General features: G+C 55.7%; 15 protein-coding genes and 1 tRNA gene. 10 read left to right on the top strand and 6 right to left on the bottom strand.

All coding sequences use genetic code 11. The annotated features are described in order from the left end of the window. Positions 1–8 precede the first annotated feature (8 nt). The 10 genes from B5F76_RS06255 to B5F76_RS06300 all read left to right on the top strand — a co-directional run bounded on the left by B5F76_RS06255 (position 9) and on the right by B5F76_RS06300 (position 11,981). Entirely contained in the window at positions 9–1,070 is a 1,062-nt protein-coding gene (locus B5F76_RS06255; protein WP_087352419.1) for a tyrosine recombinase XerC, read from the top strand. A gap of 363 nt (positions 1,071–1,433) precedes the next feature. Beyond that, positions 1,434–2,354, top strand: coding sequence for a manganese-dependent inorganic pyrophosphatase (locus tag B5F76_RS06260; protein ID WP_087352421.1), 921 nt, complete (start codon positions 1,434–1,436; stop codon positions 2,352–2,354). A 96-nt stretch (positions 2,355–2,450) separates the two neighbouring features. Beyond that, positions 2,451–3,380: a serine hydrolase gene (locus B5F76_RS06265; protein WP_087352423.1), complete on the top strand. Its 930-nt coding sequence runs from the start codon at positions 2,451–2,453 to the stop codon at positions 3,378–3,380. Between the two features lie 137 nt (positions 3,381–3,517). Beyond that, positions 3,518–3,593, top strand: a tRNA-Lys gene (locus B5F76_RS06270). Between the two features lie 86 nt (positions 3,594–3,679). Then, positions 3,680–4,723, top strand: coding sequence for an NAD(P)-dependent oxidoreductase (locus tag B5F76_RS06275; protein ID WP_204218343.1), 1,044 nt, complete (start codon positions 3,680–3,682; stop codon positions 4,721–4,723). A 257-nt stretch (positions 4,724–4,980) separates the two neighbouring features. Beyond that, positions 4,981–5,520, top strand: coding sequence for a cysteine hydrolase family protein (locus B5F76_RS06280; RefSeq protein ID WP_087352425.1), 540 nt, complete (start codon positions 4,981–4,983; stop codon positions 5,518–5,520). Between the two features lie 57 nt (positions 5,521–5,577). Next, on the top strand, positions 5,578–7,044 hold the full coding sequence (locus tag B5F76_RS06285; protein WP_087352427.1) for a nicotinate phosphoribosyltransferase: 1,467 nt from the start codon (positions 5,578–5,580) through the stop codon (positions 7,042–7,044). Between the two features lie 15 nt (positions 7,045–7,059). Then, positions 7,060–8,940, top strand: coding sequence for an NAD(+) synthase (locus tag B5F76_RS06290; RefSeq protein WP_087352429.1), 1,881 nt, complete (start codon positions 7,060–7,062; stop codon positions 8,938–8,940). 135 nt (positions 8,941–9,075) lie between these two features. Beyond that, positions 9,076–10,197 (top strand): glycosyltransferase, encoded by a 1,122-nt coding sequence (locus B5F76_RS06295; RefSeq protein WP_162608722.1) that lies wholly within the window; start codon positions 9,076–9,078, stop codon positions 10,195–10,197. Between the two features lie 290 nt (positions 10,198–10,487). Beyond that, on the top strand, positions 10,488–11,981 hold the full coding sequence (locus B5F76_RS06300) for a sigma-54 interaction domain-containing protein (protein WP_087352433.1): 1,494 nt from the start codon (positions 10,488–10,490) through the stop codon (positions 11,979–11,981). Between the two features lie 130 nt (positions 11,982–12,111). Here B5F76_RS06300 and B5F76_RS06305 read toward each other — a convergent pair whose 3' ends face one another. The 6 genes from B5F76_RS06305 to B5F76_RS06335 form a co-directional block, all read right to left on the bottom strand. Further along, positions 12,112–13,437, bottom strand: a complete 1,326-nt coding sequence (locus tag B5F76_RS06305) for an NCS2 family permease (RefSeq protein WP_087352435.1) — start codon at positions 13,435–13,437, stop codon at positions 12,112–12,114. A 133-nt stretch (positions 13,438–13,570) separates the two neighbouring features. Beyond that, the gene (locus B5F76_RS06310) at positions 13,571–15,037 is read right to left on the bottom strand and encodes a sigma-54 interaction domain-containing protein (RefSeq protein WP_087352437.1); all 1,467 of its coding nucleotides are present in this window, start codon (positions 15,035–15,037) and stop codon (positions 13,571–13,573) included. Between the two features lie 1,014 nt (positions 15,038–16,051). After that, positions 16,052–16,372 carry a cysteine-rich small domain-containing protein gene (locus B5F76_RS06320; RefSeq protein ID WP_087352441.1) on the bottom strand — a complete coding sequence of 107 codons (321 nt, stop codon included), beginning with the start codon at positions 16,370–16,372 and terminating at the stop codon, positions 16,052–16,054. A gap of 67 nt (positions 16,373–16,439) precedes the next feature. After that, positions 16,440–17,639, bottom strand: coding sequence for an MFS transporter (locus B5F76_RS06325; RefSeq protein WP_087352444.1), 1,200 nt, complete (start codon positions 17,637–17,639; stop codon positions 16,440–16,442). 90 nt (positions 17,640–17,729) lie between these two features. Further along, a complete protein-coding gene (gene cbiB, locus B5F76_RS06330; RefSeq protein ID WP_239406975.1) occupies positions 17,730–18,728 on the bottom strand; it encodes an adenosylcobinamide-phosphate synthase CbiB in 999 nt (332 codons plus the stop codon). Then, positions 18,725–21,439 (bottom strand): cobyric acid synthase, encoded by a 2,715-nt coding sequence (locus B5F76_RS06335; RefSeq protein WP_087352446.1) that lies wholly within the window; start codon positions 21,437–21,439, stop codon positions 18,725–18,727. Before B5F76_RS06335 ends, cbiB begins: the two co-directional genes overlap by 4 nt. Positions 21,440–21,475: the final 36 nt, after the last annotated feature.

The following is a 21,475-nucleotide window of genomic DNA, read 5'->3' on the forward strand; positions in this document are numbered from 1 at the left end:
GAGAAAGCATGCTCTGGGGAAGAAAAAAGGGGCAAGACACAAACGAAGGGAAGGGTGGACAGGAAGGTATCGCGCAAAGGGGGGAAACCCTAGGGGAGCTGCCACAAAAAAGAGGGGAAATTTCTGCTGTTGCTGCCTATCTTGAGGACCTTCGCGCAGCGAAGAACGCTTCGCCTGCGACAATTGCCTCCTACAGAAACGACCTTCAAGATCTTGAAGCATTCCTTGAATCCCTGGGACTCTCCCTGGAAAGACCAGGGGACATTGGGCGCGGCGATCTGCAGGCCTGGCTTGCCTCGCTCTTTCGCAAGGGTCTTGCCCGCTCCTCCATGGCGCGGCGCCTTTCCTCCGCACGGGGCTTTTTCCGCTTTCTTAACGAGAGGGGGGAAATTTCCTCCCTTGCTGTCATACAGATACGCAATCCAAAGCAGGAGCAGCGTACACCCGAGGCCCTCAACGTGGACGAAGCCTGCGACTTGCTTGACAGGGCAGCAGAAACACCCAAGCCAAGAGCCAGGGGGACGGATGAGGCAAAGGCCAGGGCTCTTGAGCGCAGGGATCTGGCCCTTGCGGAACTTCTCTACGGTTCCGGTTTGCGCATCTCCGAGGCGCTTTCCCTAAACGCTCGCGAGACAAGCCCCAGGGCCGGCTATGTGCGTGTCATGGGCAAGGGCAGTCGCGAGCGTCTGGCGCCGCTTTCGGACACCTGTATCGTAGCCCTTGAGGCCTGGCTGATGGTGCGCCCTCTCGTGGCCCTGGAGGGTGAGCCTGCGCTCTTCACAGGGGCTCGCGGCAAGCGCCTCGACCGCAGGGAAGCCAGGCGCATCATCGAGAGCCTGTGCGAGCGGGCAGGGCTGTCCCGCACTGTGTCTCCGCACGTTTTGCGCCACTCCTTTGCAACCCACCTTCTGGCTGCAGGTGCGGATTTGCGTGCCGTACAGGAACTTCTGGGGCACAGGCGTCTTTCAACCACCCAGCGCTACACCCAGGTGAGCCTTGGCCACCTTGTCGCGACCTACGATGCGGCCCATCCCCTCTCTGACGAGAAGGGCAAAAAGGAAAAGCCCTAGGCCCGCAATGCGCTCTCTTGAAGCCCTTGAGAAAAAATGCGCATGTGAAATCCTGCCTTTTGTGGGGCAGCAAAAGGACAGGTGCAATGAGCAGAGTGTTGAGAAAAGATTGGTGATTTCAAGAGGTTTTTCTGCCTGGGAAGGGTTGTTGTCGCGCCCTGTTTCGGAAAGTGTGGGCAATCCCGGCGCAAAAAGTTGTCAGGGGGGACTTGGCAAAACTTGTTGCTTGTGCTATCCCGAACAAGGTCTTTTGGTGAGACCGGTTTGCAGAAAATTTTCTGCCCAAAATTGCAAAAAATGCTCCCGGGCCGCCAGCGCGTGCCCCAAGGGAACACAAAATCCTATTCCTGGAGGAATGATAGTATGTCTGCTCTTGTTCTTGGTCATATGAATCCCGATACGGACAGCATCATGGCTGCCATTGCAGTTGCCGACCTGTACAAGAAACGCGGTCTGGACGTGAAGGCCGCTGCCCAGGGCAAACCCACCCCCGAAAGCGAATTCGTGCTGCAGAAGTTCGGCCTCACCGCTCCCGAAGTGGTGGACGACGTCGCCGGCCAGGACATCTATCTCGTTGACTTCTCCGACCTCGCCCAGGCCCCCAAGGGCATCGACCAGGCCAACGTGCTCGGCATTGCCGACCACCACAAGCTGGGTGACATCACCACCTCCAGCCCCCTTCTGTGCTGGATCTGGCCCGTGGGCTGCTCCTGTACTGTGATCAAGAACATGTACGACTTCTACGGCGTGGAAATTCCTGCTTCCATCGCCGGCGGCATGCTCTGCGCCATCCTCTCCGACACCGTTATCTTCAAGTCCGTCACCTGCACCGAGGAAGACAAGAAGGCCGTGGCCGATCTCGCCAAGATTGCCGGTGTTGACGATGTGAAGGCCCTGGGCCTCGAGATGTTCAAGGTGAAGAGCGCTCTCGAAGGCGCCACCATGGACGAGCTGGTCCATCGCGACTACAAGGACTTCAACATGAACGGCAACAAGGTTGGCATCGGCCAGCTGGAAGTTGTTGATCTGTCCATGCTCGACAAGTACCGCGATGGTCTGCAGGCCGAGATCGAGAAGATCAAGGGCGAGGGTCGCCACAGCGTGTTCCTGCTCCTCACCGACATCATGAAAGAAGGCTCCGACATGCTCATCGCCTCCGACGATCCCGCCATCGTCGAGAAGGCTTTCGGCAAGGCCCCAGAAGGCACCCATGTGTGGCTGGACGGCGTCATGAGCCGCAAGAAGCAGGTTGTGCCCAACTTTGAGAAGGCCTTCAAGGAATAGTCTGCTCGAAGCAGCATCCTCTTGAATTTCAAAGCCGCCCTCGTGCCCAAGTGGCCCCGGGCGGCTTTTCCTGCGTCATTACCCCGGGAGACATGCATGCCCCCCATTTCGCGCGTCTTTTTGTTCCTGTTTCCTCTCCTTTGTGTTCTTCTTGGGACAGCCTGCCCGGCAAAGGGGGCCCATTGTTCCGAAATTGCCCCAACTCTTGCCGACCTGGAGCGCAGGTTCGCCTGCGACATCTCTCTGGCTGCCCTTGATGTGCAGGGCGGACAAAAGGTCCTCTATCGTGCAGACAATCGCTTTGCCTTTTGCAGCACCTTCAAGTTCTTCCTTGTGGCAGAGGTCTTGAGAAAGGCAGATGCGGACAGAAGCCTTGTTGGGAAAAGGCTTTTCTGGAAGGAGAACGAAGAGCAGGAGTGGTCTCCCGCAACCAGGGGCAGAGGAGGGGAAGGCATGAGTGTGATCGCTTTGTGCGAGGCAGCCATGACCTTGAGCGACAATACTGCTGCCAACCTTCTCTTGCGCCTTCTTGGGGGGCCTTTTGCCATGACAAAATGCATGCGTGCCCTCGGGGACAGGGACTTTCTCTTGTGCGACTACGAGCCCAGGCTCAACTACACAGGGACAGAGCTTGCAAACCGCGGGGAAAATCGTTTGCCCCAGGCCAACACCGCAACAGCCGCAGGCTTTTTGCAGGCCATGCGCACCCTGTTGTTTGATAGATCCTATCCGGATTTTTCGCGCAATCTTCTCCTGCAGCTCGCAGGCAAAACAAGGACAGGGACTGGTCGCATCCAGGCTTCCCTGCCAAAGGGGGCTACCCTCTTCCACAAGACTGGCACGGGCTTTGGCAACGTGCACGACCTTGCCCTTGTGCGATACCCAAACGGAAGGGAGTGTCTTCTTGTGATCTTCACGAAAAACACCCAAAACGTGGAGAAAGAGGATCAGGCAGGGCGCGTTGCCCGCCAGGAAAGGGCTATGTCCGAGGCTGTCTGGACAGTGCTGGAATATCTGGGAATGTGAGGCCAGGGTATCGGATTTCCCCGCTCTTTTGGGCTGTTCTTTTGGGGTGGCAGAACTTCTTTTGCAGGAAATGTTTCTTTTTGCAAAAAAGTTGTTGACAAGACGGGGCTTCAAGCGTAGACACATTTTCACTTCACGGGCCATTAGCTCAATTGGTAGAGCAGTTGACTCTTAATCAATTGGTTTGGAGTTCGAGTCTCCGATGGCCCACCATTTTTCAAATAAGGCCTGTACAAGCTATTGTGCAGGCTTTTTTTGTAGGTATATTGTGCCTGCCTCGCTTCTACCTGCCCCGGGCCTTGCAGAAACTCTTCCGCAAGATCACCCTGACAATGGAGAAGCCGGAAGCAGCACGGATGTACTTTTCCTTCCTTTCACCTCAAAGTATCCAGGGGGATATAACAGTGAAGATTGTTTTGCTCGAAGGCCTTGGCGTTGACGCAGCCCTTGTTGCCTCAAAGGTGCAGAAACTCGAGAGCATGGGCCACACCTTCCAGGAATTTGCCAAGAACACGGATCCGGAAGTTCAGCTTGAAGAAGCGAAGGACGCGGACGTGATCATGATCGCCAACATGCCCCTGGCCAAGAAAGTAGTGGAAGAGTGCCCCAACCTGAAGTTCATAGATGTTGCCTTCACTGGTGTTGACCACATTCCCGTGGCCGAGGCCAAGGCCCGCGGCATTGCCGTGAGCAACGCCTCCGGCTACGCGGACACCGGCGTGGCAGAGCTTGCCATAGGCTTCATGATCGATCTTCTGCGCAACGTTCCCGGCCAGGAAAAGAGCGTGCGTCAGGGCGGCACCAAGCTTCCCGGAAGACTTCTTCAGGGCAAGACCGTGGGCATCGTAGGTGCCGGCCACATCGGCAAGAAGACCGCTGCCCTGTGCAAGGCCTTCGGCTGCAGGCTTCTGGCCTACAATCGCTCCAAGGTGACCGATCCCGTCTTCGACAGGCAGGTGAGCCTCGAAGAGCTTCTTAAGGAATCCGACATCGTGTCCCTGCACTGCCCCCTGAACGACGGCACGCGCAACCTCATCAACGCCGATGCCCTGAAGCTCATGAAGAAGACCGCCTACCTCATCAACACGGCCAGAGGACCGGTCGTGGATGGCGAGGCTCTGGCGAAGGCCCTGGAGGATGGCGTCATCGCAGGCGCTGCCCTCGACGTCTTCGACATCGAGCCCCCGCTGCCCACAGACCACGTGCTGCTCAAGGCTCCCAACTGCATCGTGACCCCGCACATGGCCTTTGCAAGCGTGGAGTCCATGGAAGCCCGCTGCGACATCGTTTTTGATAACCTCTTCTCCTGGCTCGAAGGCAAGCAGCAAAACGTCATCTGCTAGTTCTTTCTGCCTCTGAATCATCATAGGGCCCTTCGCGCGCTTTTTGTCCCGCGAGGGGCCTTTCCTTTTGCAAAAGTGTTTTTTTCCGCAAAATCGGATACTTCACCCTACCGATTTTACTTCTTTTTTTTCTGCCCCCTTGCCAAGAAGCCAAGAGAAGAACTAGTATACTCCGAATTCATTGTACCTTGGCCCGGGCAGCCTGTCCCCTTCCGGGAGCTTTAGCCTTGCCCGGCTTTCTTTCAGGAATTTTTCAAATGGCGCAAAACTATCTTGTCGTGGTGGATGTGCAAAACGACTTTGTCACCGGAGCTTTGGGAAGCAGCGAGGCCAGGGCCATTGTGCCCGGGATCGTTGCCAGAGCACGGGATTTTTCAGGCACGGTTTTTCTCACCCGCGACACGCACTACGCGGACTATCTTTCCACCAGGGAGGGACAGCTTCTTCCCGTGGTGCACTGCGTGGAGGGAAGCGAGGGTTGGCAGTTCGTGCCAGAACTCGAGGCCCTGCGAGCTGCGCGTGACTTCAGGGTCTTTGACAAGGAAACCTTTGGCAGCGCAGCCCTTGCAAGGGCGCTTGGCGAGGCGGCTTCCAGGGGCGAGGTCGCAAGCGTGGAATTTGTCGGCCTGTGTACGGACATCTGCGTTGTCAGCAACGCCCTGCTTGCGCGAAGCTTTGCCCCCCAGGCGCGCGTTGTCGTAAACGCCAGCCTGTGCGCAGGCTCGACACCCGAGCTGCACAGGGCTGCCCTTGCCACCATGAAAAGCTGCCAGGTCGAAGTCATCGAAGCCTGCTGAACGCCATCGCCTGTCCTTTAGGCCGCACGCCGCAGGGCACGGTCCGGGAGAAAAAACATGAGTCAATTTGATGAGCGCAACCTCTCCATGATCATGGATCTCTATGAAATGACCATGGCCAACGGCTATCACGGCCTTGTGACCGGCAATACCAATGTGACCTTCGACGTCTTTTTTCGCCACAATCCGGACAACGGCGGCTTTTCCATCTTCGCGGGTCTTGAGCAGGTGCTCGAATTCCTCGAAAACCTGCACTTCGATCCGGACGACATAGAGTATCTGCGCTCGCTCGGCATCTTTCCCGACGACTTTTTGCAAAGGCTCGCCTCCTTCCGCTTTTCGGGCGACATCGACGCCTTCCCCGAAGGCACCATCATGTATCCCAACGAGCCGGTCCTGACAGTCAACGCCCCCCTGGTGGACGCGCAGCTCGTGGAAACCGCCATCCTGAACCAGATCAACCACCAGTCCCTCATCGCCACCAAGGCCCAGCGCATCGTGCACGCTGCCAGGGGCCGGAGCGTCGCGGACTTTGGCGCACGGCGCGCCCACAACGCCGACGCTGCCGTCTACGGGGCCAGGGCCGCCTACATAGGCGGCATTGTGAGCACTGCAACGCTTCTCGCAGGCAAGATGTTCGGCATCCCGGTCACCGGCACCATGGCCCACAGTTGGGTCATGTACCACAAGGACGAGTTTTCCGCCTTCAAGCACTTTGCCGAGGCCTACCCGGACGGGGCTGTACTCCTTGTGGACACCTACAACGTGCTCCACTCCGGCATTCCCAACGCCATCCGTACAGCCAGGGAAGTGCTCGAGCCCATGGGCAAGCGCCTGAAGGGCGTGCGCATAGACTCTGGCGACCTCGCCTATCTCTCGAAGCGGGCCCGCGCCATGCTCGACGAGGCAGGCCTTAAGGACTGCAAGATCTCCGTGTCCAACAGCCTCGACGAGTACACCATCAATTCTCTCATCGACCAGGGTGGCTGCATAGACAGCTTTGGCGTGGGCGAAAGGCTCATCACTGCCAGAAGCGAGCCTGTCTTTGGTGCCGTGTACAAGCTCGTGTCCGTGGATGAGGCCGGCAGGGCCGAGCCGCGCATCAAGATTTCCGAAACAGTGGAGAAAATCACCAACCCCGGCAGAAAGTGCGTGTACCGCGTCTACAACCAGTCCGGCCACGCCATTTCCGATCTCATCACCCTGCAAGGGGAAAGCGTGGACATGTCGCAGCCCTACCGTTATGTGAACCCCATGAAGCCCTGGCGCAGCAGATGCTACCAGGACGTGACCGTGCGCGCCCTGCAGCATCCTGTCATGCGCAGGGGAAAGCGCGTGGGAAAAAGTCCCTCCTTAAGGGAGATCCGCGACTACGTGCACAGGCAGCTTACTCAGGAAATCTGGGAGGAAGAGCAGCGCTTCGACAATCCCCACCTGCACAAGCTCGTCATGAGCCCTGCCTACTACGAGGCCAAGATGGATTTGCTCTACAAGATGGGCGAAGACTTTTCGCCGAAAATCTAGGGCAGGGGAGAGGCAATGAACAGCAAATTCGGCCTTGTGCGGGTAGCGTGCGGCCTCATCGACGTGGAGATAGGAAATCCCGAAGTCAACGGGGCAAGGGTTGCGGAACTTCTTGCTTGTGCAGAGAAGGAGGCGGACGTCCTCCTTTTGCCGGAGCTTGCCCTCACAGGCTACACCTGCGGCGATCTCTTCCTGCAAAAAAGCCTGCATGTACGCTGCGAAAAAGCCCTGGCCACACTTCTTGAGCGCGCTGGGGATGAACGGCGCATCGTCTGCCTCGGCATGCCCGTTGTGCAAAACGGGACCCTTTTCAATGCTGCCGTCTTCTTCCAGGGGCGGACCATCCTGGGTGTCGTGCCAAAGACCTTTGTCCCCAACAGCCAGGAATTCTACGAAAGGCGCTGGTTTGCCCCTTCCTACGCAAGGACAGCGAACGAGATTTGCTTGTGCGGACAGACTGTGCCCTTTACCCCGAATCTTCTGGTGGAGGCAGGGGACCTGGTCCTTGCCTGCGAAATCTGTGAGGATCTGTGGGTCAACATGCCTCCGAGCTCGCGGCACACGGCCTTTGGAGCAAACCTTGTCCTCAACCCCTCGGCCTCCAACGAGGTGGCAACCAAGGCCCGCTACAGGAGAGACCTTGTGCGCATGCAGTCCGGAAGGTGTCTGTGCGCCTATGCCTACGCCTCCTCCGGGGCAGGCGAGAGCACAACGGACCTTGTCTTCAGCGGCCACTGCCTCATTGCCGAAAACGCCCGCCTGGCAGCAGAGAGCAGGGACAGGATGGGCCTGACCTCGGCCGTCATCGACCTTGAGCGCCTTGCAAACGATCGCCTGAAGGACCCCTGCTTTGCGCAAAGCCCCGTGGACGAAGAAGCAAGAAAATCCTATCTCCGTGTGAGGGCCCTGCCCCTTCCGGAAACAGGGATCATGCCGGAGCAGGTGGATCCCTCGCCCTTTGTACCCAAGGGGGCAGAGCTCGACGAGCGCTGCAGGGAAATACTGCGCCTGCAGGCTGCGGGCCTTGCAAGGCGCTATGCCAGAGCTAGGGCCAAATGCATGGTCCTTGGGATCTCCGGGGGACTAGACAGCACACTCGCCCTGCTTGTGGCAGCCTCTGCCTGCGACAGGCTGGGGCTTGATCGCAGCCACATCCTGGCAGTGACCATGCCGGGCTTTGGCACAACAAATCACACGAAGGACAATGCCCTGACCCTAATGACACAGCTTGGGGTGCGGCAGAAGACCATTGATATCAGGGAGGCCTGCCTTGGGCATTTCAGGGACATAGGCCACGACAGCACCTGTTACGACGTGACCTACGAGAATGCCCAGGCGCGCGAGCGCACCCAGATCCTCATGGATCTTGCCAACAGCGAGGACGGCCTTGTGGTGGGCACAGGCGACATGTCCGAACTGGCCCTTGGCTGGGCGACCTACAACGGCGATCACATGTCCATGTACGGCGTCAACGCCGGTGTCCCGAAGACCCTGGTCCGCTTCCTGGTGGAGGAGTATGCGAGGATGCACGAGGAAGTGCGCGACGTGCTCCTCTCCATTGCCGCAACGGAGATTAGTCCAGAGCTTTTGCCCCCGGACGCCCAGGGCAATCGCCAGTCTACGGAAGGCACCATAGGCAAGTACGTCCTGCACGACTTCTTCCTCTACCACTTTGTGCGCAACGGCTTTGCCAGGGAGAAGATCCTGGCCCTGGCAAGGATTGCCTTCCCGGGAGAGGAAGAGATGGTGGAGCGGACCCTGGACACGTTTTTCAGGCGCTTCTTTGCCCAGCAGTTCAAGCGCAGCTGCCTGCCGGATGGCCCCAAGGTGGGGACGGTGTCCCTGTCCCCGCGCGGGGACTGGCGCATGCCCTCGGACATGGACTGCAGCATGTGAGACCTGATGCTGGAATACCGTTTTGGGGAACAGGACAAGACGTCTTTTGCTTGACAGACCATAATGGTGCAGAGGGAGAACAGAAAGGCAATTGGGAAGGAGTGTACGGCTCCCGTTTGCCGGATTTGCCTTGTGATGCACAGCTTTGGAGGTGGCGCGGAAAAGGTGGCCCTGCTGCTTGCCCGCGAGCTTGTCTTGCGCGGCTGGGCCGTCAGTATTGCCTGTCTGCGCAAAAGCAGCGAGCTTGCCAGGCATGTTCCCGCGGCCGTGAGGCTCTTCATGCCTGCAGGTCCGGGACGCCTTGCCAGCCTGCGCTTTCTTGGCAGGCTCCGGACAATCGTTCGGCAGTCGTCCGTTGTCGTTGGTACCCTTGAGCTGCAGAGCCTTTTTGTGGCTGCGCTCCTTGCCCCGGGCAGGGCCATAGGCTGGCTCCACAAGGATCTTCAGGGTTATTTTGCCACCAGATCTCGGCGGTTTGTTCGCCTGTACAAGGCCTTGATGACGTTTGCTGTCAGGCGCAGCCAATGCATTGTCTGCGTGAGCGATGGCATAGTTGCCTCTTCGAGGGCGCTTTGGCCTGGGTACGCGCAGCACTTTGTGCGCATCTACAATCCATTGGACACAGGAGAGATAGAGAGGCTTTCCCTGGAAGAGATGCGACAAGACGTGGCGGACTTCTTTGCGAAACACAAAAAGGTCGTTCTCGCAGTGGGGAGGCTCGAAGATCAGAAGAATTTTGTCCTGTTGCTTGAGGGCTTTGCCATCCTGAAACGAGAAATGCCTGATGTCGCCCTGTGTATTGCCGGTGAGGGTAGTCAGAGGCGCATGCTGGAAGAAAGGGCGCGCACCCTCGGAGTCGAGGTCTTCATGCCGGGTCTTGTGACTCCATATCCTCTCATGCGCGCATCATCGGTGCTGACGCTGACGTCCCGTTATGAGGGATTTTCGCTGGTGCTTGCGGAAGGCCTTGCACTTGGACTGCCCATTGTGGCTGTGGATTGTCCGAGTGGGCCCGCCGAAGTGCTGGAGCAGGGACGCTTTGGCCGCTTGGTCGAGGCTGACGCCACAAGGATTGCCAGCTCCCTGAAGGAGACTTTGCTCACTCGGGAAGAGGTGGAAGAGCACCAGGGCAGGGTGCACAGGGCAGAAGCTTTTTCCCTTGAGAATCAGATGCCCCGCTGGATGGAGCTTTTGCGAACAGCGCAAGCGGCTGGTGCCAGGAACAAGACGCTATGCCGTGAAGAGCACCTGCAATAATTCAGGATTGCTGTAATTCATCTCCCAAAAGGGCTTCTGTCAGCCCTGCCACGTTGAAGTGGGATGCTCCTGAATATCACAGGTGAAAACCTTGCCTTTCAGGGAACAAATTGGCTACACTACGTACAAAAGGCATCCTGACTGGATTTGTTTTCAGCCTGTGCAAGGACAAAAAGACCCTGCTCCCTGTCTGACTTGGGGGATGCCGCTTCTTCCCACGCTCTTCTCACCCTCCTGTCCATGTCTTCTCAGAGAATTGCAGAAAATTTGAAGAAGCTCGGAGGTTTCGCATGACACATGAACCCTTCAAATTTTGTGAAGATTTTGAACGCTTTGCGGAGGGGTTGCATGTTGGGCTTTTTGACCTGCTGCATACCGGTGTCGCGCTTTTGTCCAACAAGGGCGTCTTTTTGTACTGCAACAAGGCCTTTCTGGAAATGTTCGGCTTTACCAACGGCGTCATAGGCAAAAGCGTCACGGATGTGTTCATTACCGGCGAGCGTGGCGTCATGGACGTCATACGGACAGAAAAACCTGTGATTTCCTCATCACTCACAGTCAACAACGAGCAGGGGATTTCCTTCAGGTATCCCATTCACAGCAAAAGTGGAGAGCTTTGCGGCGTCGTCATAGAAAGCATCCCTCTTTCCCTGGGCAAGGAAAAGCTGCAGATGCTCATGGATACGATTCACAATCTGGAAGAGGCAGCCCAGCACTTTGAGCAGGCACGTTCCAAGCATGTGGGCAGGCTCTTTACCTTTGCGGACATTGTGGGTGAAAGTGCTGCGCTTATGCATATGAAGCAGCTGGGACAGCGTTTTGCTCAAAGCAACGAACCCATTCTTTTGTGGGGCGAGTCTGGCAGCGGCAAGGAGCTGGCTGCCCAGGCATTGCATATGGCCAGTCCCAGATCCGCAAAACCATTTGTGGCTGTCAACTGTGCTGCACTGCCACCGGATCTTATTGAATCAGAGCTGTTTGGCTATGATGCGGGTGCCTTTACCGGGGCTCGTTCAGGTGGCCTTGTGGGCAAGTTTGAACTTGCCAATGGCGGAACTCTTTTCCTGGATGAAATAGGAGAATTGCCTCTTTTTGTGCAGGCAAAGCTCCTGCGTGTACTGGAAACTGGCGAGATCCAGAAAATTGCTCATAGAGGACCCCTGTTTTCGAATTTCAGACTCATAGGAGCGACCAACAGAAACCTGCAGCAAATGGTGCAGGATGGCAAGTTCCGCGAGGATCTGTACCACAGGATCAATATTTTCGAGATTCGCATTCCCCCTCTGCGGGACAGACTGGAAGACTTGCCTCTGCTGGTCCGCTATTTTGTCGAGCAGATCCTTGGGGGAAGCAGGGCCAAGGATTTCTATGTTAGCCGTGAGGTCTTTGAGCTTTTCAACAAATACCATTGGCCCGGCAACATTCGCGAACTCAAGAATGTGCTGACCTATTCGCTCTATTCACTGCCCCCAGAGAGCAATGTTCTGACATCCTCTGGACTACCCATGCGCTTTATCAAGGGATTGGACAATTCCCACGTGGCAGAACATGAAAGAGCCGGAAAGCAGGCATATCAACAGGCACAGCCGTCTGCTGCTACAGCACCACGTGTTGCAGCCAAGAACAAGAAGCTCTCTGAAGTAAGCGCCCAGGCAGAAAAGGAAGCCATTGAACAGGCGCTTGACAGATTTCACTACAACAAGTCTCTTGTGGCCAAGTTTCTGGGAATATCGCGTAACAAATTGTACAAAAAACTCCACGATTACAATTTGTTGGACAAATAGTACGGGCTCTGGCACGGAAATTCTACTTCCTGTACCCGGATCCTGCATTGTTCTTTCGCTGGTGTTCGCGTTTTGTTTGCGGCTACAGGAAGACTGGATCACCAAGGAGACGTCAGGAAAAGGCTGAGCGTCAGGCCCGCATGAAGAAGTTGAGTCCGAAGAGTGCCGCAATAATCCAGGTGCAGGCTGTAACCTCCCTGGCTCTGCCTGCCAGTGTCTTGATGATGACATAGCTTATGAAGCCGAAACCGAAACCACTGGCAACGCTGCAGGTCATGGGCATCATGATAATGGTCAGAAAGGCAGGAAAGCCCTCGGTGTAGTCGTTAAAGTTGATGTTGGCTACTTCTGTCATCATATTGGCGCCGACAATCAACAGAGCCGGTGCAGTGGCACAAGCAGGTACAAGGCCGATCAGGGGTGAAAAAAACAGGGACAGTGCAAAAAGGAGAGCCACTGTGATGCTCGTAAGTCCTGTTCTGCCACCCTGAGCTATGCCGGCAGCGCTTTCTATGTAGGTGGTGATGGTCGAAGTGCCGAGAAAACTGCTGACAATGGTACCTGTGGAATCTGTAGTCAGAGCCCGTTCAAGCCCCCTGATGCGACCGTCTGCGTCCATAAAGCCAGCTTTGCGGGAAAGCCCTATGAGAGCACCCATGTTGTCAAAAAGCTCCACAATGGTGAAGGTCAGTACAATGGAGATGAGGCCGTAGTGCAGGGCACCGCGTATATCAAGCTGCATGAGTACAGGGGCAATGCTTGGAATTTCCAGGCTGACAAGGCTCTGAAGCCCGGCAGGAGCTGGACTTGCGCCGCAGCACATGGAAACCAGGGTTGTTGCCACAATGCCGAAAAGGATCGCAGCTGGCACCTTGCGCGCCATGAGCCCACAACTTACGACGATGCCAAAACAGGCAAGCAGTGGAGCTGGAGAGGACAAATCGCCCAGTGTCACCAGCGTTGCTTCATTATAAGCAATGATACCGGCATTTTTGAGACCTATCATGGCAATGAACATGCCTACGCCTGCTACCAGCGCGTACTTGATGCTCATGGGCACGCCATTGAAGAGGAATTCTCGCACCTTTGTCAAAGTCAGGATCAGGAAAATCACTCCGGAAATGAAAACCGCACCCAGGGCCACAGTCCAGTGCAGGCCAAGGGTGCCGCAGACGTAGTAGGCAAAAAAGGCATTCAGTCCCATGCCCGGCGCCAGGGCTATGGGATAGTTCACCCACAGCCCCATGAGCAGGTTGCCCAGCACGGTAGCGTATATGGTGGCTGCAAAGGCTGCCTCTTTGGGAATGCCGGCATCGGCCATGATACTCGGATTCACAAAGATGATGTAGGACATGGTCACAAAGGTGGTGAGTCCTGCTGCAAGTTCTGTCTGGACGCAGCTGCCTCTTTCCCTGATTTTGAACATCCGTTCAACAATGGTTTGCGCCCTGGTCATACTGCACCATTTTCCCGGTTTTGGAGAAGTGTTGTTGACATACAAAAAGTCGGGCAGACGTACAGGGAAGTCCGGATACCGGTCTTTCCTGTGCGCTTTCCTCTTGGCGAGGAATGCCCGACAGTGAAACGCACTACTTGTCTGCGGTGAGGAGGCCGTATTTGCGCAGGTCGCGGTAGAGCTTGCTGCGCGAGATACCCAGTTCCTTGGTGACGCGTACCTTGTTGTACTGACAGCGGATGAGCGCTTCCTGCAAAGCCTCGCGTTCATTCTGGGGTGGAAGGGTGCTGTGCAGCTGTGTTTCGGAAACGACAGGTGGTACAGGCTGCTGCACAGTGGTATATGTATGCGTGGGATGCATGGTTCTCTGGAATCTGGGTGGTAAAAGGTGTATGCCGAGCGTCATTTCAGAGTCGTCCATGAGGAAGAGCGCATGCGTCATGATGTTTTTGAGCTCGCGCACGTTTCCTGGCCACGAATAGCTGTGCAATGCGGCAATCAGGCTGTCTTCCAGCTTTACCTTGAGCGCACGCTCCATGCCAATGGAGGTTTCCATAAAGTATTTGATAAGCAGATACAGGTCGTCTCCCCGCTCGCGCAATGGGGGAATGGTTAGTTCGAAGACGTTGAGGCGGTGGTACAGATCCTCGCGGAACTGGCCGTGGCGTACCATGTCCAGCAGGTTCTTGTTGGTGGCAGCAACCAGGCGGAAATTTGAGCTCAGACGTCCCTTGTGTCCTATTTTCTGGATCTCGCCGCTTTCCAGTACGCGCAGGAGCTTGGCCTGTACGGCAAGAGGCATTTCCCCTATTTCGTCAAGGAAAATGGTGCCGTTGTTGGCTTCTTCAAACTTGCCCTTCATGCCCGTGGCCCTGGCGCCCGTAAAGGAACCAGATTCGTAGCCGAACAGTTCCGACTCCATGAGATCGGCAGGCAGGGCAGCACAGTTCACACAGACAAAGGCTTCTTCGGCACGTGGACTTGCCATGTGTATGGCCTGGGCAACCAGTTCCTTGCCTGTTCCGGATTCGCCGTAGACAAGAACCGGTTCATTGCTGCGTGCAATCTTGCGGCCCATGCTGATCATGGTCCTCATCTGCAGGGAATTTCCAATGATAGAGTCAAAGGTGTGTAGTGATCCATGCTTTCCCTTTTCGTTGTGCTTTTTGTCCGGCGCGTAGGTCTTCATCTCTACAGTGCGCATGCTGTCCATTAGCTCGGCAATTGTTTCCTTGCCACTTGCCATGGGCAACACTTCGATAAAGGCTCCGCGGTAGCGTTGACTGCTGTCATAGACCGGGTAGCTCATGAAGATGCAGTACACATCCTTTTGTGGCTGGCTTATACAGGCCACAACCTTTGGCTGCTTCAGACTTGCAAGCATGCATTTTCTGAATGGCAGGATAAGGTTGTCTATTTTTTTTCCTGTAACATTGTCAGGAAGATCATACATTCTTGCAAAGGAGTCATTGCAGTAGATGATGTCCAGATTTTCCGAAATAAGTGCCACACCCATGTGCAGTTTATCAAATATTCCTACTTCGATACTGCTCTTGATGCGCTCATAGGAAATTTTGTCTATCTGGATACCGGATCTCATTGTCCCTCCTTTGTCTCTCCTATATACAAAGTATGGGTATGGCCTGTTCAAATTTATATGAAAGAATAAATTTTGTGTAGAAATATATTGAAAAATATGAATATAAAAATGGCATCTGTTGGATAACAGTGGGGGAACAAGCCAGTTTAGTTATAATATAGGCAAGTATCTCCTGTATTAAGGAAAAGACAGTATTTGCAAAAAAAATTTATTAAATACTGTTCAGATATAAAAAAACGCAGAAAAATTTAGACAATGATACACATAATTTATTTTTAAATCAATACACGGCAATTAGAAAATTGGCATAAAAGATGAAATTGTACTAATGCAGTGTACTGTAAGCTACCCCCCCCCCTTATAATATATTGATATTATTAAAATATGTTGTGTGACTTCCTATATCAATCCAATGTTTTCCAGAAGATATCGGGAATGTTGAAAAAAGTATCTGCCGAGTGATAGATCGGAAACAGGCTAGGTTATACAGAGTTCATATGATGCACTACGCTCCTCGGATCACGTGATGCAAGTCTCGCCTGATTCATGTTTGACAAAAGCTGGACAAACAGGACAGGAGAGGAGAGGGAGATTATACCGGGAAACTTGCATGATGACACAAATGCTCCCTTTCAAAATCTGTACCATTTCGGGTGCATATTGTGCGACACCGAGAGGAAAAAGAAAAAGGAAACAGATTTTTTTTATCGCATTTCCAGAAAGTTGCTTGATTACAAGCGCTCTTTGATGCTCATGACACGTTATGTCTCGATATCGTGACACAAAATTGTAGGGTGACAAAAAAAGGCAATTGAGGGTTAAGTGTGCCTGCTGAGACAAAAGGGAAACTATGTCGGAGTTGGAACATTTTGTTGTAAAACTGTATCAAAATCATGACAAAGTGTCCTTTCTGCCTTTTTGCTTACAGTCAGTCCGAAAAAAAACCGACAGGGGACTGTCGGCTGTCAGGCATGTACAGGATGAGATGGAAGGAGCTTGCCTTGCCATGAAGGCTCAGTCCTGATCCGGGGGGAACTTGTCTGGTCTGTCCGTCGGGCAGTCCCTTGCCCTGGGCAGGACATGGCTGCGGATTTTTTGCAGTATCATGCTGTAGTTGTCTTTGTGGTGCGGAAAGGAACAGTGCTTGCATACCTTGATGCCTCTTTCCGTGTAGAAGAAGTTTCCTCCACATTTGTTGCCCAGAATATACAGGGGGCAATAGCAGAACAGGCAGTTGAAGTTTTCTTCTGCCACTCCAGTGTGGCAGGGAAAATATTCGCAATCCTTGTTTGTGAAAAAGGCGTACTGTTTTCCTGCGTGTTCCCTGTCGGACATGTTTCCTCCGGGTGGCCTCATCCGGTGAGCCTCTGTTGCAATGTTAGAAAATGCGGGTACGGAATGTTCAGATTTTCCTGGCACGTCGCAGCGTCAGACAGGCTGCGCCGGCGAGGAAGCACAAGGCGATGTCGGCATACCAGATACCGCTGTAGTCTCCTGTGTACCTGAGGCAGAGGCCACCGCTCCATGCGCTGCAAAAAGCCCCCAGCTGGTGAAGCAGGTAGGTGAAACCGAACAGCGTTGCCAGGCGGCGAGGGCCGAACAGGGTGCCGATAAGGTTGGATGTGGGGGCAACTGTCGCAACACCGGTCAGCCCCAGACAGAAGATGACAGCAAACAGCGCCCAGTACGGCAGGGGGAGCAACATCAGGGCTACCCACAGACAGCGAGAACTGTACAGACAGCCAAGTATGCGTTCCATGGGGAAGTAGCGACAGGCCATGCCGCTGCTGATGGAGCCTGCTATGACACCCAGCCCGTATACGGAAAGCCCCCAGGAAGCCAGCCTGTCCGGAATTCCGAAGGCAGTCAGCTGAGAGAAAAGATGCGTCTGGATGAGGGCCATATGAAATCCGCAGGTGAAAAAGCCGAAGGATACACGTCTGTACGCAGGGGAAGCTGCTGCAAGGCGCAGCATGTCCGCAAAGCTTTCTCTCGTGCTCTCCACAACCTTCATGGCAGCCTTGCCGACATGGGTCAGGAAGATGGCGACCGGTACCAGAAGAATGATGGGCGTGGAAAGTAGGAACAGCGTTGTCACAAGCCCCCTGGATGCAAGGCTGTACTGGAGGAGAGGCGCCAGCAGACAGATGCTGAGACCTATGCCTGCGGCAATGAATCCCGATGCAGTATGGGCCTGTCTGTCAGAAAATACCGGCAGGAGGCAGCTCATGATGATGCCAAAGGATGCGGCTGCCGTGCCCGAGGGCAAGAGAATCCCCATGGCGATGGTCAGCAGGGTGGCGGAGTGTGTCACAGCACTTGTGGCAAGGCCTGCCAGCATGAGGAATATGCCGCTGAACAGCACAAAGCGCGGTGACTTGCGTACAGACAGAAAGCCGAAAACAGGCTGCATCAGCCCGAAAAACAGCTGTCCCAGGGCAATGATGAAGCTGACCGTTGCGTAGGACAGTCCTCGCTCAGCCACTATGGCTGGCAGCATGATGCCAAAGTTGTCCCTGAATCCTGCACAAATTGCATACAGGAATGTACCGCACAGGGTACACAGGACAAATGTCGTGCCTGGACATTTCTGCTTTGCCATAGCCTCGCTCCTTGTCTTGGGTGGTTTCCGGCTTGCGCACCGTCACTTCCATATCCGTTGTTCAGCAAGAAGCGTTCCAACTTGAGGCTCTCAGAGCACAATGCCCATGGCCACAATGAGTGAGAAGAGGGTGGCACAGGTCCATGTTGTGGCAAACATGAGGTCAATGGCTACGGAAATGTCTGCCGGTGTGGCATTGGGAGTGCCTGTTCCAAGCAAGGGGTGGTTGACTGTTCTGCCAGCGTAGATGGCTGGCCCTCCCAGTTTCAAATGGAGTGCTCCTGCAAAGGCCGCTTCGCTCCAGGCGCTGTTGGGGCTTTCGTGGGCTGCGTGAAAGCGATAGCCAATACGCAAGGCCTGTGCCGCATCCGTACCCTTTACAAAAAGACAGGCAAGAGCAATGCAAAAGAGGGACACTCTTGCCGGCAGGTAGTTGAAGACATCGTCCAGTCTGGCAGCACAGCAGCCAAAATAGATGTAGCGTTCGTTTTTTTTGCCCCACATGGCATCCAGGGTGTTGGCAACGCGCTGGGCAACGGGAAGAGCTGCTGCCAGGGGCAGTCCCCCCAGAAGGTAGCCCGCAAAGGCCCAGAACAGTGTCGAGAGCACGCCGTCCGTGCAGTTTTCCGCAACGGATTCCACGCTTGCCCTGGCAATACCTGCCTCGTCCAGCACGTTTGTGTTTCTGCCCACAATCCAGGAGAGCTTAAGCCTCGCTGTTTCCAGGTTGCCCCTGTGCAGCGGTGCAAGGACAGCCCTTGCGTGCCTTGCAAGGGAATGTGGCGCAAGACAGAGCCAGATACATATAGCAGCTGCGCACCATCCCAGCGGCAGCCACAGATTTTGGCAAAGCACTACCAGGATAAGTGCGGGGAGTACAAAGCAGGCTTCCATGCAGAGGAGGGCGGCAAGGCCCCGTAACCGCATGCCCACAGGCGAGTTTTTGTCTCTGCGCAGGGTCCGCTCCCAGAAATCGGCCGCCTGCCCCATCCAGCACACAGGATGGAGGGCTGGCCTTGGTTCCTCGAAAAGCCTGTCCAAAACAAGGGCAGCGGCAAGCAGCAGCACTGGCAAAAGCATCGTGATCATTTGATCCCCAGCAGGCGGTAAATGGTGTTCATGTCAACGTGCTCGCGGACTGTGGCAGCCAGCTTGTCCAGAGACGTATCTATATCCCAGGTTGCCAGAATGCGTCCCTGTGGCTTTTTGCCAAGACTTGTTCTCACCAGATCCAGGAAGCGTCTGCGGAAGGCGTCGTTGTCAAAGAGGCCGTGCAGATAGGTGCCAAGAACGTGCCCATGGAGCACGCCAAGGAAGCCAGTGCTTCCTTCTTCTTCGGCAAGCCGGAACAGTGCCGGTTCACTGCCAAGCAGCGTGGTCTGGCCATGATGGATCTCGTACCCCTGGCAGGGAACACCCAGGGGGGTGAGGACGTGTTCGCGGTAGTGCAGGGCCTTGCCTGGTTCCAGGGTCGTGCGCAGGGGCAATAGCCCCAGACCCGGCATGGTGTCGAATTCCGACTCCATGTGCAGGGGATCGCAGACTTCCTCGCCCAGCATCTGCATGCCGCCGCAGATGCCCACGAGCCAGCCTCCCTTGTGGGCGTGTTCAAGGATTTTCTCAGTCAGTCCCTTTTCGTCCAGCTTCCTGGCGTCCAGCGCGACCGAACGGGAGCCCGGAAGGATAATAATGTCCGGATTTCCCCATTCTTCGACAGAATGCACTGGACGCAGGGTCACGTCCGGTTCCAGGGCCAGAGGGGCCATGTCCGTGAAGTTGGATGTACGGCCAAGCACGATCAGGGCCACATCCAGGGAATCCGGCATGGTTGCCGCATGCACCATGGAGGTGGAAAGGGACAGGCTGTCTTCTTCGGGCAGATCCAGGTGCGGTACAAAGGGCACAACACCGAGGACAGGCACGCCCGTAGCCTGTTCGACGTACTCGTGCGCCGGCTGCAAAAGCGATGCGTCTCCGCGGAAGCGATTGACCAGGAATCCGGAAAGCAGGCTGCGTTCCCGCGCGGTAAAGGTGAGCCAGGTGCCGAGGAAGGAGGCGTAGACGCCACCGCGGTCAATGTCGCCCACAAGCAGTACCCTGGCTTTTGCTTCCATGGCCATATTCATGTTGACAAGGTCCGAGGTTTTCAGGTTGACCTCGCCAGGGGACCCGGCACCTTCCAGCACCATGATGTCGTGCTCTCTTGCAAGAGAGTGGTATGCTTCGCAGATGGGCTCGCGCAGATGGGTCCTTGCTTCCAGAAAGGCCCTGGCGTCCAGCACGGCATGGGGCTTGCCCATGAGGATGACTTGGGAGCCCCTGTCGGAGAGGGGCTTCAGGAGCACAGGATTCATGCGCACGTCAGGCGCTATGCCTGCAGCACGTGCCTGCAGGATCTGCGCACGGCTCATTTCCATCTCGTCCCAGGTGACGCCGGAATTGAGCGACATGTTTTGTGCCTTGAAGGGGGCCACATTGTAGCCATCCTGTCGGAAAATGCGGCAAAAGGCCGCTGCCATGAGTGTCTTGCCTGCGCCAGAGCTCGTTCCCTGCAGCATGAGGGCAGGGACGGGTTTTTCCTGCAAAAATGCCGGTGCGGATTTCGGGACATCCCTGGCAAGGCCCACTGTTTCTTGCAGGGCCCTTGCCAGACGAACATTGTCCTCGCGGGTGCGTACGGCTACGCGGAACCATGTGCCGTCCTGCAGGGTCGGATAGGTCGCACAGTCCCGGATGGCAATGCCGTACTTTTTAAGAAGCATTCTTGCCAGATCCGGCATGGGCGTATCCAGACGCAGCAGAAGATAATTGGCACAGGAGCGGCATGGAGTCAGTGCCAGATAAGCCAGCATTTCGAGCAGCTCACGGCGGTTTTTCCTGTTGCTGGCCCTTGTCGCACGCTCGTCGGCTGTATTGGCTCTCGAAGGTGTGAGAACTGCGCAGGATGCGGCTATGGCAAAGCAGTTAACGTTCCACAGTGGCACTTCCTGCTGAACTTTTCCTGCAAGATCCGGAGTCGCGGCCATAAATCCGGCACGAACTCCTGCCAGAGCATGGAATTTGGTGAGCGAGCGCACCACAACGCAGCGCAGCCCGGTCGGCAGGGGCGAATGGGCGGGGGTGCGCAGATGGGCGCCAAGCTGTGGCAAAAAGGAGACCAGATTGTCCCTGGCAACATAGAGCAGGAAGGCTTCGTCCAGGATCCAGACAATGTCCAGCCTCTTGTTCATAAGGGCTACCAGCTGACCCGGGGCCAGGAAGGTGCCAGCTGGATTGCCGGGATTGGCCAAAAATACGGCAGCGCCTCCGGGAAGAGCCATCAAGGCGTCTACCGGTAGCTCCCAGTCAAGCAGGGTACGCCTGCCTGATGGAGCGTAGCGTCGTTTGGAGTCCTTCAGGACACAGGCCGGATGCACAGTCGCAAGGCCAGCCTTGTGGCAGGCTGCGGCGTAATCGCCAAAGGCTGGTTCTGCTATGGCAGCCACAGGGCAGCCGCTTTCCTTGAGCGCACGGGCAAGGGCGACAAAGAGTTCGCTTGTGCCGTTGCCAAAGACAAGGCAGTTTTCCGGAAGACCATAGCGCCTTGCACAGGCAGCTCTTGCCTCCTCGGCACAGGGAGACGGATAGGTGTCTGCCGCGCACAGGGTCTGGACAAGGGAGAGACGGATGTAGTCCGGAGGTCCATCCGGGCGGACATTGACGCTGAAATCACAGATATCCTGTACCTTGGTGCCGCAAAATGCGGCCATGGCCAGCTTGTCGCCACCGTGCTGTGGCAGGAATGGAGCTTGATCGTACATGCGTTCTTCCTTGGGCAGAAGTGGGAGGGAAATGTG

The sequence above is a fragment of the Desulfovibrio sp. An276 genome (assembly GCF_002159665.1).
Classification (GTDB): Bacteria; Desulfobacterota; Desulfovibrionia; order Desulfovibrionales; family Desulfovibrionaceae; genus Desulfovibrio; species Desulfovibrio faecigallinarum.

Coding starts and splice junctions, on each gene's coding strand:
- B5F76_RS06255 (WP_087352419.1), top strand. CDS start 9: ATGCTCTGGGGAAGAAAAAAGGGGCAAGACACAAACGAAGGGAAGGGT.
- B5F76_RS06260 (WP_087352421.1), top strand. CDS start 1,434: ATGTCTGCTCTTGTTCTTGGTCATATGAATCCCGATACGGACAGCATC.
- B5F76_RS06265 (WP_087352423.1), top strand. CDS start 2,451: ATGCCCCCCATTTCGCGCGTCTTTTTGTTCCTGTTTCCTCTCCTTTGT.
- B5F76_RS06280 (WP_087352425.1), top strand. CDS start 4,981: ATGGCGCAAAACTATCTTGTCGTGGTGGATGTGCAAAACGACTTTGTC.
- B5F76_RS06285 (WP_087352427.1), top strand. CDS start 5,578: ATGAGTCAATTTGATGAGCGCAACCTCTCCATGATCATGGATCTCTAT.
- B5F76_RS06290 (WP_087352429.1), top strand. CDS start 7,060: ATGAACAGCAAATTCGGCCTTGTGCGGGTAGCGTGCGGCCTCATCGAC.
- B5F76_RS06295 (WP_162608722.1), top strand. CDS start 9,076: ATGCACAGCTTTGGAGGTGGCGCGGAAAAGGTGGCCCTGCTGCTTGCC.
- B5F76_RS06300 (WP_087352433.1), top strand. CDS start 10,488: ATGACACATGAACCCTTCAAATTTTGTGAAGATTTTGAACGCTTTGCG.
- B5F76_RS06305 (WP_087352435.1), bottom strand. CDS start 13,437: ATGACCAGGGCGCAAACCATTGTTGAACGGATGTTCAAAATCAGGGAA.
- B5F76_RS06310 (WP_087352437.1), bottom strand. CDS start 15,037: ATGAGATCCGGTATCCAGATAGACAAAATTTCCTATGAGCGCATCAAG.
- B5F76_RS06320 (WP_087352441.1), bottom strand. CDS start 16,372: ATGTCCGACAGGGAACACGCAGGAAAACAGTACGCCTTTTTCACAAAC.
- B5F76_RS06325 (WP_087352444.1), bottom strand. CDS start 17,639: ATGGCAAAGCAGAAATGTCCAGGCACGACATTTGTCCTGTGTACCCTG.
- cbiB (WP_239406975.1), bottom strand. CDS start 18,728: ATGATCACGATGCTTTTGCCAGTGCTGCTGCTTGCCGCTGCCCTTGTT.
- B5F76_RS06335 (WP_087352446.1), bottom strand. CDS start 21,439: ATGTACGATCAAGCTCCATTCCTGCCACAGCACGGTGGCGACAAGCTG.